The sequence below is a fragment of the Microtetraspora fusca genome (assembly GCF_001570365.1).
In the GTDB taxonomy this organism is placed as follows: domain Bacteria; phylum Actinomycetota; class Actinomycetes; order Streptosporangiales; family Streptosporangiaceae; genus Microtetraspora; species Microtetraspora fusca.
Genome location: NZ_BBYK01000041.1, coordinates 219,210 through 233,760 on the forward strand (window position 1 = coordinate 219,210; position 14,551 = coordinate 233,760).

Here is a 14,551-nt window from a genome sequence, read left to right on the forward strand (position 1 = left end):
CTCAGCGTCATGCGGCCGAGGACAGCCGATCATGCCGGGATCGGTAGGGTTGGACCCATGAGCACGCCTGCGGAACGCTACGCCGCCTTCCGTGAGCAGCAGGCCGGTAGCGGGCCCGCCCTCACCTCGTTCCGAGGTCTGTACGACTTCGCGCTCGACGAGTTCCAGATCGACGCCTGCGAGGCGCTGGAGGCCGGAGACGGCGTCCTGGTCGCCGCCCCCACCGGGTCGGGCAAGACGGTGGTCGGGGAGTTCGCCGTCCACCTCGCTCTTGAGCAGGGGCGCAAGTGCTTCTACACCACCCCCATCAAGGCGCTGTCGAACCAGAAGTACAACGACCTCGTCCGCCGGTACGGCGCGGCCAAGGTGGGCCTGCTCACCGGGGACAACAGCGTCAACGGCGAGGCCCCGATCGTCGTCATGACCACCGAGGTCCTGCGCAACATGCTGTACGCCGGGTCCGGCACGCTCGCCGGGCTGGGCTACGTCGTCATGGACGAGGTGCACTACCTCGCCGACCGGTTCCGCGGCGCGGTGTGGGAAGAGGTGATCATCCACCTGCCCGAGTCGGTGCGGGTGGCCGCGCTGTCCGCGACGGTCAGCAACGCCGAGGAGTTCGGCGAGTGGCTCGGCGAGGTCCGCGGCGAGACCACCGTCATCGTGGACGAGCACCGCCCGGTGCCGCTGTGGCAGCACATGCTGGTCGGCAACCGCCTGTACGACCTGTTCGCCAACGAGGGCGACGGCGTGCTGCGGATCAACCCGAACCTGATGCGGATCTCCCGGGACGAGGCGCGGCTGGCCCAGGCCCGGGGACGGCGTGGGTACTCCCGGCCTCGGCGCGGGTCGGCCGCGAACCGCCCCGGCGTCATCGAGAAGCTCGACGCGGAGGGGCTGCTGCCCGCGATCACGTTCATCTTCTCCCGCGCGGGGTGCGACACCGCCGTCATGCAGTGCCTGTACGCGGGCCTGCGGCTGACGACGGAGAAGGAACGGCACGAGATCCGGCAGATCGTCGACGAGCGCACCGCCCACCTGCCGGACGAGGACCTGGCCGTCCTGGGCTACCTGGAGTGGCGCGAGTGCCTGGAGCGCGGGCTCGCCGCCCACCACGCGGGGATGCTGCCCGCGTTCAAGGAGGTCGTCGAGGAGCTGTTCACCAAGGGGCTGGTCAAGGCGGTGTTCGCCACCGAGACCTTGGCGCTGGGCATCAACATGCCCGCCCGCTCGGTGGTGATCGAGAAGCTCGACAAGTGGAACGGCGAGACCCACGCCGACCTCACGCCGGGGGAGTACACCCAGCTCACCGGCCGGGCCGGGCGGCGCGGCATCGATGTCGAGGGCCACGCGGTCGTGGTGTGGCAGCCGGGCATGGACCCGGTCTCCGTGGCCGGGCTCGCCAGCACCCGTACGTACCCGCTGCGATCCAGCTTCCGCCCGTCGTACAACATGGCGGTCAACCTGGTCGGGCAGGTCGGCCGGGTCCGGGCCCGCTCGCTGCTGGAGGACTCCTTCGCGCAGTTCCAGGCCGACCGGGCGGTCGTCGGGCTGGCCCGCCAGCTCCGCAAGTCGGAGCAGGCCCTGGAGGGCTACGCCGAGGCCATGACCTGTCACCTCGGGGACTTCCAGGAGTACGCCGTGCTGCGCAGGCGGCTGTCGGACCGCGAGGCCGAGATGGCCCGCCAGCGTGGGGCCGCCCGCAGGGCCGAGGCCGTACGCTCCCTGGAGGAGCTGAAGCCCGGCGACGTCATCCGGGTTCCCGGCGGGCGGCGGGCCGGGCTGGCGGTGATCCTCGACCCCGGGGTGAAGATCAGGGGCGAGGGGCCGTCCCCGCTCGTGCTCACCGCGGGCAAGCAGGTCAAGCGGTTGTCCCCGGCCGACTTCCCGGTGCCGGTGGAACCGGTCGAGCACATCAGGATCCCCAAGGGGTTCAACGCCCGCGTCCCCAAGGAGCGGGCCAACCTCGTCTCCACCATGCACGCCAAGATCGGCGAGCGCGACCTGGGCAAGCCGCCGCGCGCCAGGGACCACGTGACCGAGGACGAGGAGATCCTGCGGCTGCGCCGGCAGCTCCGGCAGCACCCCTGCCACGGCTGCGACGAGCGCGAGGACCACGCGCGCTGGGGCGAGCGGTACCACAAGCTGCTGCGCGAGACCGAGGGGCTGCGCCGCCGGGTGGAGGGACGCTCGCACGTCATCGCCCGGACCTTCGACCGGGTCTGCGGCGTGCTCGACCAGCTCGGCTACCTGGAGGACGAGAACGTCACGCAGGAGGGGCGGCGGCTGGCCAAGCTCTACACGGAGCTGGACCTGCTCACCGCCGAGTGCCTGCGCGCGGGCCTGTGGGATCGGCTGGACCCGGCCGAGCTGGCCGCCTGCGTGTCGTCCCTGATCTACGAGTCGCGGCAGGCGGACGAGGCGCGCAACCCGCGCATCCCGGCCGGGCCGGCTCAGGAGGCGCTGACGGCCATGATCCGGCTGTGGGGCGAGCTGGAGTCCATCGAGGAGGATCACGGGCTCTCCTTCACCCGGGAGCCCGATCTCGGGTTCGTCTGGACGGCGTTCCGCTGGGCCAAGGGCCACAGCCTCGACGCCGTGCTCACCGACGGCGATCTCGCGGCCGGGGACCTGGTCCGCTGGATGAAGCAGCTTCTCGACCTGCTCGGCCAGCTCAGGGACGCCGCGCCGGTCGGGAGCAAGGTCAAGGAGAACGCCGACAAGGCCATCGACGCGCTGCGCCGGGGGGTCGTCGCGTACTCCTCCGTCGGCTGACGTCGTACGCCCGCGCGCCCGGTCGTGTGCCGGGCGTGCGCGGCGAACTGACCGCCCGGTCGGGCGTGTGTAGCGGGCAGTTCGCGGACAGTAGCCGCGCGGCAAGGTTCTCGGGTGATCTGGACGGAAATTTCCCTATAACAAGCCCCCTGGGTCCCTGGAGGTAGGGATGTTCGCTCTCCTCGCCGCGCTGTTCTTCCTCGCCGCACTGGTCTTCGCCATCGGCGGCTGGGCCGTCGGTGCCGTCCTCACGGTGACCACCCTCGGCGTCGCCGGACTGTTCTTCCTCGCGCTGCACCTCGGCGGGTACGGCACGAGCTGGAGCCTCAAGAAGTAGCCTCCCGCGGCTACGCACCGGGAACACCGCGGGCCCCGAGGACGGCCGTCCTCGGGGCCCGCGTTCTGCCGCGCGGGCGTTCAGGTCGCCGCGCGCGAGGAAAGCACGGAGAGCAGGCGGTTCAGCGGGCCGTCCAGGCCGTACCGGTCGGCGAGGGCCACCAGGCGCTCGGCGTCGCGCGGTTCGGCCGGGCAGGCCAGGTCGGCGGCGGGCACCGGCGCGTCGCGCGCCACCCGCACCACGGCGGGCGCGACGTCGAGGTAGGCGCGGGCGGCGGTCAGCTTGGCCCGCGTCCCGGCGGGGAAGCCCTCCTGGACGCCCTCGTCGAGCGCGGCGAGCAGCTTCTCCAGGGAGCCGAACCGGCTGACCAGGACGGCGGCCGTCTTCTCGCCGATGCCGGGGACGCCGGGCAGGCCGTCGCTCGGGTCGCCGCGCAGCGTGGCGAATTCGGCGTACGCCTGGCCGGGGATGCCGTACTTCTGCGTCACGAACGCCTCGTCGACCGTCTGGAGGTTCCGGATTCCCCTTACTGTGTAAAGGACCCGGCAGGGGCGCGCGTCGTCCACGAGCTGGAAGAGATCGCGGTCGCCGGTGACGACGTCGACCGCGCCCGGCTCGCGGTGGGCCAGGGTCCCGATGACGTCGTCCGCCTCGTAGCCCTCGGCGTCGAGCCGCGCGATGCCGACCGCGTCGAGGAACTCCTCGATGACGGGGATCTGCGGGACCAGGGTGTCGGGCACCTCCTCCTGGTCCCCGGTCGCGACGCGGTGTGCCTTGTACGAGGGGATCGCGGCGACCCGGAAGGCGGGCCGCCAGTCGGCGTCCATGCAGGCGGCGAGACCGGTGGGCGAGTGGTCGCGGACCAGCGTGGCGATCATGTCGATCAATCCGCGTACGGCGTTGACCGGCATGCCGTCCGGCGCGGTTATCGACTCGGGCACGCCGTAGAAGGCGCGGAAGTAGAGCGACGGGGTGTCGAGAAGCATCAGCACCCATCTATTGTCGCGCTCCGGAGCGGCGGCGGCGCTGCTCGTGTTCGGCGCCACCTCCGCACCGGAGTCCGCGTCAGGTTCCCGCCGCCGCTACGACGCCGCCGCGTGTGCGGGCGGCTCCGGGATCGTCAGCGCCGGTCGTCGAGGACGCCGACCGCGAGGAGGCAGGTGTCGTCCTCGGGGTTCGGGCCGCCGAGCGCGTCGAGCAGCCGGTCGAGGCCGGGGTCGAGGTCGTCGTGCCCGGTTATCGTCTCGGCCGCGCCGAGCGTCAGGGCGAGGCCTTCGTCGATGTCGCGCGAGCGCCGCTCGACCAGGCCGTCGGTGAACATCAGCAGCAGGTCGTCCGGGCGGAGCGGTATCTCGGCCACGTTGTACCTGGGGCCGGGAGCCGCGCCGAGGACCACCCCCTGCGGTGGCTGGAGCTGGCGGGCGACGCCGTCCCGGACCAGGATGGGCGACAGGTGGCCCGCCTGGGCCCAGGTGAAGACCCGGGTGGCCGGGTCGAACCGGCCGATGATCACGGTCGCGGTGGTCTCGTCGAGGCGGCTCAGCACGAGCTCGTTGAGCCAGGCCAGGAGCCGGTCCGGAGACTCGCCGGTCATGGTCAGCCCCACCAGCGCGTGCCGGAGCTGGGCCATCTGCGCGATGGCGGGCAGCCCGTGGCCGGAGACGTCGCCGATGGCGAGGAGCATCCGCCCGTCCGGGAGCTGGGCCGCCTCGTACCAGTCGCCGCCGAGGCTGGCCGCCTTCTCGGCGGGGACGTAGCGGACCGCGACCCGTGCGTGCGGGAGGTCGATGGAGCCGCCCGGCTCGGGCAGGATCGCGTCGCGCAGCGCCAGGGTGACCGTGCGGTCTTCGGCGGCCTGCTCGCGCACCTCGAGCAGCTGCGTTCGCAGCCGATCCACGATCTCCGCGGTCGTCGTGGGGACCACTGGGCGTTCGCCGGTGAGGGGAGGGCATGGTCCGGCGCCGCCAGCTACGGCGATCATGGTTGAGCAGCTCCTCGAAAAGGAAGGGATGGGGAACGACGGAGAGTGACTGTTCCGAGGCGCAGCGTAGCACCGTGGGGGATGTTCTCCGAACCGCGGGGGTGGCCCCCAGGGGGTCCCCGACCAGGCCCGCGACCTGCTCTCCCGGCGGCTCCCGAGCCACTCCGGGACGGCCCCTGATGCGGGCCGGCCGCGTGTCTGTCGTTAGATTGGATCGCGTGACAACGACGTCCTCTGATCTCTATCCCGTGTCCCGACTCGCCGCCGTCCGGGAGGCGACCGCCGCCGCCGGTCTCGACGCGCTGCTGCTCACGCCCGGCCCCGACCTCCGCTACGTCAGCGGGTACGACGCGCTGCCGCTGGAGCGGCTCACCTGCCTGGTCGTCCCGACCGCCGGGGAGCCGTTCATGATGGTCCCGCGGCTCGAACTGCCGGCCGCCGAGCACTCGCCCGCCTCGCGGCTCGGCGTCGAGTTCGTCGCCTGGGACGAGACGGACGACCCGTACGCGCACGTCGCGCACCGGCTCGGCGCCCTGACCAAGGTGGGGCTCGCCGACCGGATGTGGGCCCTGCAGTCGCTGCGCTTCCGCGCGGCGATGCCGGACGTCGAGCAGGTGCTGGCCGGGTCGGTGCTGGGCCCGCTGCGGGCGCGCAAGTCCCCGGCCGAGGTCGCCGCGCTGCGGGCCGCGGGCGCCGCGATCGACGCCGTCCACGCCCAGGTGCCGCAGTTCCTCAAGGCCGGGCGCACCGAGCGCGTCGTGGGCCGGGACATCGCCGAGGCGATCCTCGCCGCCGGGCACGTCACGGTCGACTTCGTGATCGTCGGCTCCGGCCCGAACGGCGCCAGCCCGCACCACGAGCTGTCCGACCGGGTCATCCAGCCGGGCGACGCCGTGGTGGTGGACATCGGCGGCACGATGCCGAGCGGCTACTGCTCGGACTCCACCCGGGTCTACTGCGTGGGCGAGCCGTCGCCGGAGTTCGTGAAGTACTACGACGTGCTCAAGGAAGCCCAGGAGGCGGCCTGCGCCCATGTGCGGCCCGGTGTCACCTGCGAGTCCGTCGACGCCGCGGCCCGCGACGTGATCACGGCGGCCGGTTACGGCGAGTACTTCATCCACCGGACCGGGCACGGCATCGGCCTGGAGACCCACGAGGACCCGTACATCGTGTCCGGCAACACCACGCCGATGGAGCCGGGCTTCGCGTTCTCGGTCGAGCCCGGGATCTACCTGCCCGGCCGCCACGGCGCGCGCATCGAGGACATCATGGTCTGCGGGGAGACCGCGGGTGAGCGGTTGAACCACAGCACCCGCGACCTCGTCATGGTTTAGCGGCCCCCTGCCCGACAAGGGGCGCCGAAGAGGGCGAAGTGTCACAATCGGGGTGGCCGGTGTGCCGGTCACCCCGGTTCGCGACGTCCGTCCCCTTCAGGGGGTGAGCAGTGCGATGACCGTCCGACGAGTTCTGCCCACGCCGGAGTCCCGCGACCTGATCGATCTGGTCCGCGAGATCGTCGCCAGGGAGGTCGCGCCGCGCGCGGCGGCCGACGAGGCGGCCGGGCGGTTCCCCCGGGAGCTGTTCACCCTGCTGGGCTCCTCCGGACTGCTCGCCCTTCCCTACCCCGAGGAGTACGGCGGGGGCGCCCAGCCGTACGAGGTGTACCTCCAGGTGGTCGAGGAGCTCGCCGCCGGGTGGCTCGCGGTGGGGCTCGGGGTGTCCGTGCACACGCTGTCGTGCTTCCCGATGGCCGCGTACGGCGGGGAAGGGCAGCGGGCGGCGCTGCTGCCCGTGATGCTGGGCGGGGAGCTCCTCGGGGCGTACTGCCTGTCGGAGCCGCAGTCCGGGTCGGACGCCGCGGCCATGACCACGCGGGCCGTCGCCGACGAGGAGGGCTTCACGGTCGACGGGGTGAAGGCGTGGACCACCCACGGCGGCGTCGCCGACTTCTACACCCTCCTCGCCCGCACCGAACGGGGCATCTCCTGCTTCCACGTGCCCGCGACCGCCGAGGGGCTGTCGTTCGGCGCCCGCGAGAAGAAGATGGGCATGCGCTCGTCGCCCACCGCGCAGGTCCGGTTCGACGCCGTACGGCTCGGCCGGGACGCCCTGGTGGGCGAGGAGGGCGACGGCTTCCGCATCGCGATGGCCGCGCTGGACGGCGGGCGGCTCGGCATCGCCGCCTGCGCGGTGGGGCTCGCCCAGGCCGCGTTCGACGCCGCCTCCGCGTACGCCCGGGAACGGCGCCAGTTCGGCGCGCCGATCGTGGACTTCGAGGGCGTCGGCTTCATGCTCGCCGACATGGCCACCTCGATCGAGGCGGCGCGGGCGCTGTACCTGTCCGCCGCCCGGCTGCGCGACGCGGGCCGGCCGTACGGCACGCGGGCGGCGATGGCCAAGCTGTTCGCCACCGACGCCTGCATGAGGGTCACCACGGACGCGGTCCAGGTGCTCGGCGGGTACGGCTACGTGGAGGAGTTCGGAGTCGAGCGCCACATGCGCGAGGCGAAGGCCCTGCAGATCGTCGAGGGCACCAACCAGATCCAGCGCCTGGTGATCGGACGCGCCATCGGCAAGGGGACGGGTCTGTAGGCTCTTCGCCGCGTGCGACGGGGTGGGTGAACGCCCGCCGTCCGCGGGCGAGTTGATCGGGCGCGTGAAGCGGTGCGATGATCTTGATCGGATCGCGTTTTCCCGGGCCGCCGGTCCGGACCGATGAAGGAGAGGTGGGGTCCGGTGGCGATGCTCCGTGTTCCGGCGGCCGTTCCTCCGGCGTACGCCGCGGTGCGCCGGTGAGTGGCCCGGCGCATCCGCTGGCGAAGGTGCTGGACGCCGTCGGCAGGGGCGTCTTCCCCGAGCCGGACGGCGCGGTGCGGATCGTGGGCCAGCCGAGTGTCCGGGACTGCGGCGTGATCGCCTTCACCGCGCACAGCGTCGTCTTCGCCGACGTGGATCCGGCGTGGGCGCGGGACCTGCTGCCGGACGGCGACCTGTCCGCGCCGCTGAACCCGCCGTTCCTCAGCGCACTGGAGGAGCGGACCGAGCGCAGGGTCGGCAACATCGACATGCTCACGGTCGCCGGCCCGCTGGCCGGCCCGCCCCCGGTGCCGCTCACCGAGATCACCGATCCCGCCCACCCACGGGTCCGCCGTGCCATGTGGCACCGCGATGACGTGCGGGTGTGGCGGGCGGACGGAGGGATCGTCCTGCTCGGCCGGGGCGTGGCGGGCCGCTGGGAGATCGCGGTCGAGGTCGATCCCGGCCACCGCGGCCGGGGGCTCGGGGCGCGGCTCGCCCGGGCCGGACGGCACCTGCTCGCGATGGAGACGGGCGCGGTGCCGGGCGAAGGATCAGGCGAAGGGCCGCGCGCGGAAACGGCAGAGGGCCCGGCGCTGTGGGCGCAGATCGCTCCCGGAAACGCGGCGAGCGTCCGGGCCTTCCTGGCCGCGGGTTTCACGCCGGTCGGGGCCGAGGCCCTGCTCTCGCCGGCTCCGGACGCGGAGGAGTGAGCACGGCCCGGGAGCGTCGGCCTCCCAGGCGGTGTCCCCGCCGTCCCGGGCGAGAGGCGACGGGTGTCGGACACTGTCGCCGTCCTGCGTCGGGGCACTGCTTCGCCTGATTCAGACGGGGGTGCTTTCCAAGGTGGCGCCGATGGCGTGCGCCAGAGGCGTGGGTAACGGATAGGGGCGCTCGACGGGGAGCAGCGCGGTCACGTCCCGCCCCTCCCGCACCGCCGCGTGGATGTCCCGGACCCGGCCGGTGAGGTCGGCGACGCCCACGATCCACTCGTCCACGTAGCGGTCGGCCGCCTCCCCGGACAGGCCGATCTGGATGGAGCGGTACGGCAGGGCGTGGTGGTGCGGGTCGCGCTCGGGGTCCCACTGGATCCGTACGGGGCTGCGCCGTAGCCGCTCCGCCCACGCGTCCCGGTCGGCTCCGTCGTGGTGGCTGAGGCAGGCGTGCCCGAGCGCCCACTCGAACCCGGATCGGGAGATCTCGATCGCCAGGACCCGGGTCTGCCCCGGCTTCGCGGCCCAGCCGCAGCGGTACATCATCCAGAGGAACGAAGGCTTGATCCATGTCATGCGCTCGCGCTTGAACGGCGGGACGAACCGCCCGGCCGCGACGGCCGGGACGGCGATCGCCGGATCGTAGGCCTGGTAGACGGTGACGGTCTCCTCGTCGTAGGCGGCACGGATCTGCCGATAGGGCGTGTTCATGCCGTTCAGGGTCGCGAACCCGTCCGCCGCCCGGCAACCGCATTTCCGGCCGTCGAGCCGCATTCGGCGAGGGAGGGGCGCTCCGCTCGGTGAAACGGCCTCTTGGCCGGTCGTGGGCGGCGTAGCACCATCGGGGCATGGCGGCCCTGGCTCCCGGCGACCCGCGCCGGATCGGTGAGTACTGGCTCGCCGGTCGGCTGGGCGAGGGCGGCCAGGGGATCGTCTACGAGGCGTACGACGCCGCGGGCCGCCGGGTGGCCGTCAAGGTGCTGCGCGCCGACGACGGGGTGGGCACACGCGCCAGGTTCGCCAAGGAGGCCGCCGCGGCGCGCCGGGTCGCCTCGTTCTGCACGGCGCGGGTGATCGAGGCCGACCTCGACGCGCCCCTGCCGTACATCGTGAGCGAGTACGTGGGCGGGCCGAGCCTGCGGCGGGCGGTCGAGCTGGACGGGCCGTACGAGGAGGACCGGCTCTACCGGCTGGCCACCGGCGTGGCGACCGCGCTGGCGGCCATCCACCAGGCGTCGGTCATCCACCGCGACCTCAAACCGGACAACGTGCTCATCGGCCCGGACGGGCCGCGGGTGATCGACTTCGGGATCGCCCGGACCCGCGAGATGTCGCTCACGACCACGGGGCACATGGCGGGCACGCCGGCGTTCATGGCGCCGGAGATCGTCCTCGGGCGGCGCGCGGGCCCGGAGGTGGACGTCTGGGCGTGGGGCGCGGTGACGGTGTTCGCCGCGACCGGGCGCGAGCCGTTCGGCGGGGACGGCATCGCCGCGCTCTTCCACGGGATCCTGGCCGAGGAGCCGGATCTCTCCATGCTCAAGGAGCCGCTGCGCGGCCTGGTCGCCGCGGCGATGGCGAAGGACCCGCGCGACCGGCCGACCTCCCGCAGCCTGCTGCTCGGCCTCGTCGGCGGCGGCAACGAGCTGGCGCTGCTGCTCGCGGCGGGCACCCGTACGGCGGAGCCGGTCCGGCCCCCGGCGGGCGCCTCCCCGCCGTCGCTGGCGACGCTGGCCGAGGAGGTCTACGCCGGGCTGGTCCCCGGGGACCGGGCGCTGGTGCCCCGCGTGCTGCTCCGCATGATCACGCCGGGGGAGGGCGGCGACGATCTGCCGAGGAGGGTTCACCCGGACGATCTCCTCGACGGCGTGGTGGGCGCGGAGACCGCCGAGCGCGTGCTGTCCGCGTTCACCCGGATGGACCTGGTGGCGCGGGAGGGCGGCGCGGTGTCCCTCGCGAACGAGGCCCTGCCCCGGGCCTGGCCGCGGCTGAGGGAGTGGATCGACACGGAGCGGGACGGCCTGCGCGTCCACCGGCGGCTCGGCGAGGCGGCCGCGCTGTGGGACGGCCACGGCCGCCACCCCGGTGACCTCTACCAGGGGACGGCGCTGGAGGCGGCGGTGGCGTGGGCCGCCACCGGGCGCCGGCACGTCACGCTCAACCTGCTGGAGCGCGCCTTCCTCGACGCCTCGCTCACGCTCGGCCGGGTGCGCGGCCGCCGCAGGCGCCAGTTCACCGCGGCCCTCGCCGCGCTGCTCGTCCTCGCGCTCGCGTCGGCCGTGGTCGCGGTGGTGCAGGGGTCCGCGGCCGCCCGGCAGCGCGACGTCGCCGCCGCGCGGCAGACCGCGGCCCGCGCCGATTCGCTGCGGTCGTCCGACCCGGCCGGGGCGATGCTGCTGAGCGTCGCCGCGTGGCGGCTCGCCCCGGTGTCCGAGGCGCGGGCCGCGCTGTACGGGTCGCTCGCCCAGCGCGAGCGCCGCGTCTCCGCGCCGCCGAAGGTCACGGCCGAGGCGCGCTTCGCCCTCAGCGGTGACGGCCTGACCGTCGCCGTCGTGGACCAGGACCGTGCGGTGCTGTGGGACGTGGCGGCCGGCCGGGAACGCGGCGCGGTGTCCGGCGTGGGCCGTGCCGTACGGGAGGTCGCGCTGAGCCGGGACGGCAGGTGGCTCGCGGTCGCGGGAGAGCGGTCGGTGCGGGTCTGGGATCTGTCGTCGCGGCGGCCGGCCGGGCCGGAGATCGCCGAGGCGGCGCGGTGGCTGGAGTTCGGCCCGAGCGGGTGGCTGCTCGCCCTGGTGACCGACGGCGGCCGGTGGCAGGTCTGGGGCGCGGCCGGCGGCACCCGGCTGATCGACCGTCCCACCTCGGGGGCCGAGGCCGTCGCGGTGTCGTACGACGACCGGCTGGCGGCGCCGATGCTGGACGGCGACCGGTTCGAGCTGTGGGACCTGACCACGGGGCGGCGGCTGCGCGCCCCAGGTGGAGGGAGGGCGGTCTGGGTCGCCTTCGGCCCCGACGGCCGGACCCTCGCCGTGAGCGCGGGGCCCGACGTCGTCTTCTGGGACCTGACCGGCCGTGCCCCGCGCGGGGCACGGCTGGAGGGCGCGGGGGCGGTCTGGCTGGCCTTCGGCGCCGGTGGCCGCCTCGTGGTCACCTACGACAAGCGGAGCGTCGGCGTGTGGACGTCCGAGGGCGTGTCGCTCCTGCGCTATCCGCTGGCCGACACCTCCGGGATGCCGTCGGCCGCGATCGGCGCGGACGGCCGCACCCTCAGTTACCTCCTCGGTGGGGGAGCGGTCGCGGTGCTGGACGTGGACGTCGGCGATCGGCCGCCGCGGATCGCCTCCGAGATCCGGACGGTCGCCTTCAGCGGCGACGCGCGCCTGGCCGCCGTCCAGACCGCGACCTCCCTTGAGCTGTGGGACGTCGCCGCGGGCCGGAGGCTCGGCGATCCCCTGGAGTCCCCGGCGGCCACGGCGCTCGCGTTCAGCCCCGACGGGCGGCTCCTGGCCGTGGGCGCGGAGGATCCCCCGGTGCTCACCCTGTGGGACGTGTCCCGGCGGGTACGGACGGCCGCGCTTCCCATCGCGGACGTGAGCTGGGTGGGCGGGCTGGCCTTCAGCCCCGGCGGGCGGACGCTCGCGGTGTCCCCGTCGAACGGCAGCTTCGAGCGGGTGCAGCTCTGGGACGTGGCCGCCCACAGGAGGACGGCGGTCCTCGCGCACGAGGGCGGGGACGTCATGGCGTTCCGGCCGGACGGCGCGGCCCTGGCGGTGGGCGGGCTCGGCAACGCGCTCGTCGCGCTCCCGGGCGGGCCGGTCTGGGACCGGCCCTTCGGGCCCAGTGACGACGGCGTGCGCTCGGTGGCGTTCAGCCCGGACAGCCGCACCGTCGCGACCGGGTTCAGCAAGCTCGGGGTGGACCTGTGGGACGCCTCGACCCGCCGCAGGATCGGCCGTCTCGCGCCGACCCAGGGACGCCTCGACGACGTGGTGGCGCTGGCGTTCTCCCCGGACGGCCGCCTGCTGGCCACCGGAGGGGCGAGCGGCGACGTGCGCCTGTGGGACGTGGCGGCGCGGCTGCCGCTCGGCCGGCCGTATTCGGCGCACTCGGGTCAGGTGGCGGCCCTCGCGTTCGGGCCGGGCGGGCGCGATCTCCACAGCCTTGGCTGGGACGGAACGCTCCAGCGTTATCCCGTCGATCCCGAGCGGGCCGTCGCGGCGGTCTGCGCGCGTGTCGGGACGACGTTGTCGGAGGACGAATGGCGAGGCCTCATCCCCGAGGCGTCCTATCGAAAGGTGTGTTGACCATGCTGCGACTTCTCCTTCTCCTCTGGACGTCCATGCTCGCCCGCCTCTCCGGGGGCCGCCGGCGACCACGCGACGACCGCGACCGGGTCCCGGCGGCCGTCGAATACGCCGAGGTCGTCCCGGACCCGGTGGTGCTGGAACGGGACGCGCGGATGCCGATCCTGATCAACGTCGTCACCGGCGGATCGGCCGGTGAGCGGCCGCGCGGCGTCCTGGAGGGCCCGGACGGCTCCCGCGCCGAGCTGGGCTTCGACCGCTCCGGCAAGGCGCCGTACGAGGAAGGCTGGCGGGCCGAGCACGTCTTCCTCCCGGGCACCGCCACCGGGACCTGGCGGGCGGTCATCGAATACGGCCCGGCCGTCCACGAGCTGGAGTTCTCGGTCGAGGACGCGGAGGAGAGGGACCCGACCACGATCGTGGACTTCCGGGTGGTCCCTGACCCGGTGGAAGAGGACGGCCCGATCACGCTCGCGGGCTTCCTGAGGGCCGAGCGGTCCCGGCTGCGCGAGCGCCGGGTCGTGCTGTCCTTCCGCCCCGAGGACGCGCTCTCCTGGAGCGAGATCGCGGAGGCGTGGACCGGAGAGGACGGCGACTTCGCCGTGACGCTCGACGCGTGGGAGCAGGGATGGTGGCGCGCGACCTATCAGGGGACGTGGCGCTGGTCCGACGGCGGGCACCCGCTGCGGAGCACGCGCAGCGAGCCCGTCTTCATGGTGATGCGCAGCGGGCCCAAGACGCGGTCGCGGTTCTCCGGCTACACGGCGCTGCCCTCGTCCACGCCCGCCGGAAAGCTGGTGAAGCATTCGGGGCGGCTCACCCACGAGACCCCGCTCGACCCGCCGCCCAGCGTCGAATGGGTGGCCGCCGCGTCGCGTGAGGTGACGTTCTGGTTCAAGCCCGCGGGCGGGTCGTGGTCGCCGAACCCCGTCGGCAGGGCGACGACCACGAACAACGGCTCCTTCACCAAGAAGCTCCCGGCGTCGAAGTCGGGGGAGTGGCAGGTGCGCTACAGCGGGCAGAGCGGGGACCTGAAGGCCACCCCCAAGAGCTGCCAGGTGAGGGTCAGGTGAGAGTGAGGACAAATTGCCACCTTCCGGCGGCCCCCGGCGCTCCGATCCGGCGCTACCGTTTCAGGGATGGAGGAGATCGATCGCCGCATCGTGTCGTTACTGGCCCGTGACGGCCGGATGAGCTTCACCGACCTGGCCAAGGAGACGGGGCTGTCGGTGTCGGCCGTGCACCAGCGGGTGCGCCGGCTGGAGAAACGCGGTGTGATCCGCGGCTACGCGGCGCTGGTCGACTACGACGAGATCGGTCTCCCGATGACCGCGTTCATCTCGATCAAGCCGATCGACCCGGCCGCGCCCGACGACGCGCCGATCCGGCTGAGCCACATCACCGCGATCGAGGCGTGCCACAGCGTGGCGGGCGACGAGAGCTACATCCTCAAGGTCCGGGTGGCCTCGCCGATCGCGCTGGAGGAGCTGCTGCAGCAGATCCGCGCCTCGGCCAACGTGAGCACCCGCACCACGATCGTCCTGAGCACGCCGTACGACTACCGCAGCCCGGAGATCGGGCCCGGCCAGGCCGGCGACGACGCGGAGCGCTGACCAGGCGGTCCGGGCCGCCGCCGAGCCCTCGGGGC

General features: G+C 73.7%; 11 protein-coding genes. 8 read left to right on the forward strand and 3 right to left on the reverse strand.

Annotated elements, in window-relative coordinates:
* Nucleotides 1-57 precede the first annotated feature (57 nt).
* Nucleotides 58-2,772 carry a DEAD/DEAH box helicase gene (locus tag AWQ68_RS08355; protein WP_066937228.1) on the forward strand — a complete coding sequence of 905 codons (2,715 nt, stop codon included), beginning with the start codon at nucleotides 58-60 and terminating at the stop codon, nucleotides 2,770-2,772.
* Nucleotides 2,773-2,941: 169 nt separating this feature from the next.
* On the forward strand, nucleotides 2,942-3,109 hold the full coding sequence (locus AWQ68_RS43475; RefSeq protein WP_169806557.1) for a hypothetical protein: 168 nt from the start codon (nucleotides 2,942-2,944) through the stop codon (nucleotides 3,107-3,109).
* 80 nt (nucleotides 3,110-3,189) lie between these two features.
* Here AWQ68_RS43475 and AWQ68_RS08360 read toward each other — a convergent pair whose 3' ends face one another.
* Both AWQ68_RS08360 and AWQ68_RS08365 read right to left on the reverse strand, forming a co-directional pair.
* Nucleotides 3,190-4,095: a 5'-3' exonuclease gene (locus AWQ68_RS08360; RefSeq protein WP_066937724.1), complete on the reverse strand. Its 906-nt coding sequence runs from the start codon at nucleotides 4,093-4,095 to the stop codon at nucleotides 3,190-3,192.
* 134 nt (nucleotides 4,096-4,229) lie between these two features.
* Entirely contained in the window at nucleotides 4,230-5,090 is an 861-nt protein-coding gene (locus AWQ68_RS08365) for a PP2C family protein-serine/threonine phosphatase (protein WP_084463767.1), read from the reverse strand.
* A 218-nt stretch (nucleotides 5,091-5,308) separates the two neighbouring features.
* On the opposite strand from AWQ68_RS08365, the gene AWQ68_RS08370 reads away from it, so the two are divergent.
* From AWQ68_RS08370 to AWQ68_RS08380, 3 genes are all read left to right on the forward strand, one after another.
* On the forward strand, nucleotides 5,309-6,424 hold the full coding sequence (locus tag AWQ68_RS08370) for an aminopeptidase P family protein (RefSeq protein WP_245655805.1): 1,116 nt from the start codon (nucleotides 5,309-5,311) through the stop codon (nucleotides 6,422-6,424).
* A 115-nt stretch (nucleotides 6,425-6,539) separates the two neighbouring features.
* A complete protein-coding gene (locus AWQ68_RS08375) occupies nucleotides 6,540-7,682 on the forward strand; it encodes an acyl-CoA dehydrogenase family protein (RefSeq protein ID WP_066937236.1) in 1,143 nt (380 codons plus the stop codon).
* A gap of 200 nt (nucleotides 7,683-7,882) precedes the next feature.
* On the forward strand, nucleotides 7,883-8,599 hold the full coding sequence (locus AWQ68_RS08380) for a GNAT family N-acetyltransferase (protein ID WP_066937239.1): 717 nt from the start codon (nucleotides 7,883-7,885) through the stop codon (nucleotides 8,597-8,599).
* Nucleotides 8,600-8,710: 111 nt separating this feature from the next.
* On the opposite strand, the gene AWQ68_RS08385 is transcribed toward AWQ68_RS08380, so the two are convergent.
* Complete coding sequence (locus AWQ68_RS08385; protein ID WP_066937727.1) at nucleotides 8,711-9,310, reverse strand: DUF4291 domain-containing protein; 600 nt, start codon at nucleotides 9,308-9,310, stop codon at nucleotides 8,711-8,713.
* Nucleotides 9,311-9,447: 137 nt separating this feature from the next.
* Here AWQ68_RS08385 and AWQ68_RS08390 point away from each other — a divergent pair, with 137 nt between their 5' ends.
* From AWQ68_RS08390 to AWQ68_RS08400, 3 genes are all read left to right on the forward strand, one after another.
* The gene (locus tag AWQ68_RS08390; RefSeq protein ID WP_066937242.1) at nucleotides 9,448-12,903 is read left to right on the forward strand and encodes a WD40 repeat domain-containing serine/threonine-protein kinase; all 3,456 of its coding nucleotides are present in this window, start codon (nucleotides 9,448-9,450) and stop codon (nucleotides 12,901-12,903) included.
* A 2-nt stretch (nucleotides 12,904-12,905) separates the two neighbouring features.
* A complete protein-coding gene (locus AWQ68_RS08395) occupies nucleotides 12,906-13,976 on the forward strand; it encodes a hypothetical protein (RefSeq protein WP_066937245.1) in 1,071 nt (356 codons plus the stop codon).
* Nucleotides 13,977-14,042: 66 nt separating this feature from the next.
* Nucleotides 14,043-14,516 carry an Lrp/AsnC family transcriptional regulator gene (locus AWQ68_RS08400; protein ID WP_066937248.1) on the forward strand — a complete coding sequence of 158 codons (474 nt, stop codon included), beginning with the start codon at nucleotides 14,043-14,045 and terminating at the stop codon, nucleotides 14,514-14,516.
* Nucleotides 14,517-14,551: the final 35 nt, after the last annotated feature.

Bases quoted from the DNA above. Each gene is read 5' to 3' on its own strand.
- AWQ68_RS08355 (WP_066937228.1), top strand. From the start codon at position 58: ATGAGCACGCCTGCGGAACGCTACGCCGCCTTCCGTGAGCAGCAGGCC.
- AWQ68_RS43475 (WP_169806557.1), top strand. From the start codon at position 2,942: ATGTTCGCTCTCCTCGCCGCGCTGTTCTTCCTCGCCGCACTGGTCTTC.
- AWQ68_RS08360 (WP_066937724.1), bottom strand. From the start codon at position 4,095: ATGCTTCTCGACACCCCGTCGCTCTACTTCCGCGCCTTCTACGGCGTG.
- AWQ68_RS08365 (WP_084463767.1), bottom strand. From the start codon at position 5,090: ATGATCGCCGTAGCTGGCGGCGCCGGACCATGCCCTCCCCTCACCGGC.
- AWQ68_RS08375 (WP_066937236.1), top strand. From the start codon at position 6,540: ATGACCGTCCGACGAGTTCTGCCCACGCCGGAGTCCCGCGACCTGATC.
- AWQ68_RS08385 (WP_066937727.1), bottom strand. From the start codon at position 9,310: ATGAACACGCCCTATCGGCAGATCCGTGCCGCCTACGACGAGGAGACC.
- AWQ68_RS08390 (WP_066937242.1), top strand. From the start codon at position 9,448: ATGGCGGCCCTGGCTCCCGGCGACCCGCGCCGGATCGGTGAGTACTGG.
- AWQ68_RS08395 (WP_066937245.1), top strand. From the start codon at position 12,906: ATGCTGCGACTTCTCCTTCTCCTCTGGACGTCCATGCTCGCCCGCCTC.
- AWQ68_RS08400 (WP_066937248.1), top strand. From the start codon at position 14,043: ATGGAGGAGATCGATCGCCGCATCGTGTCGTTACTGGCCCGTGACGGC.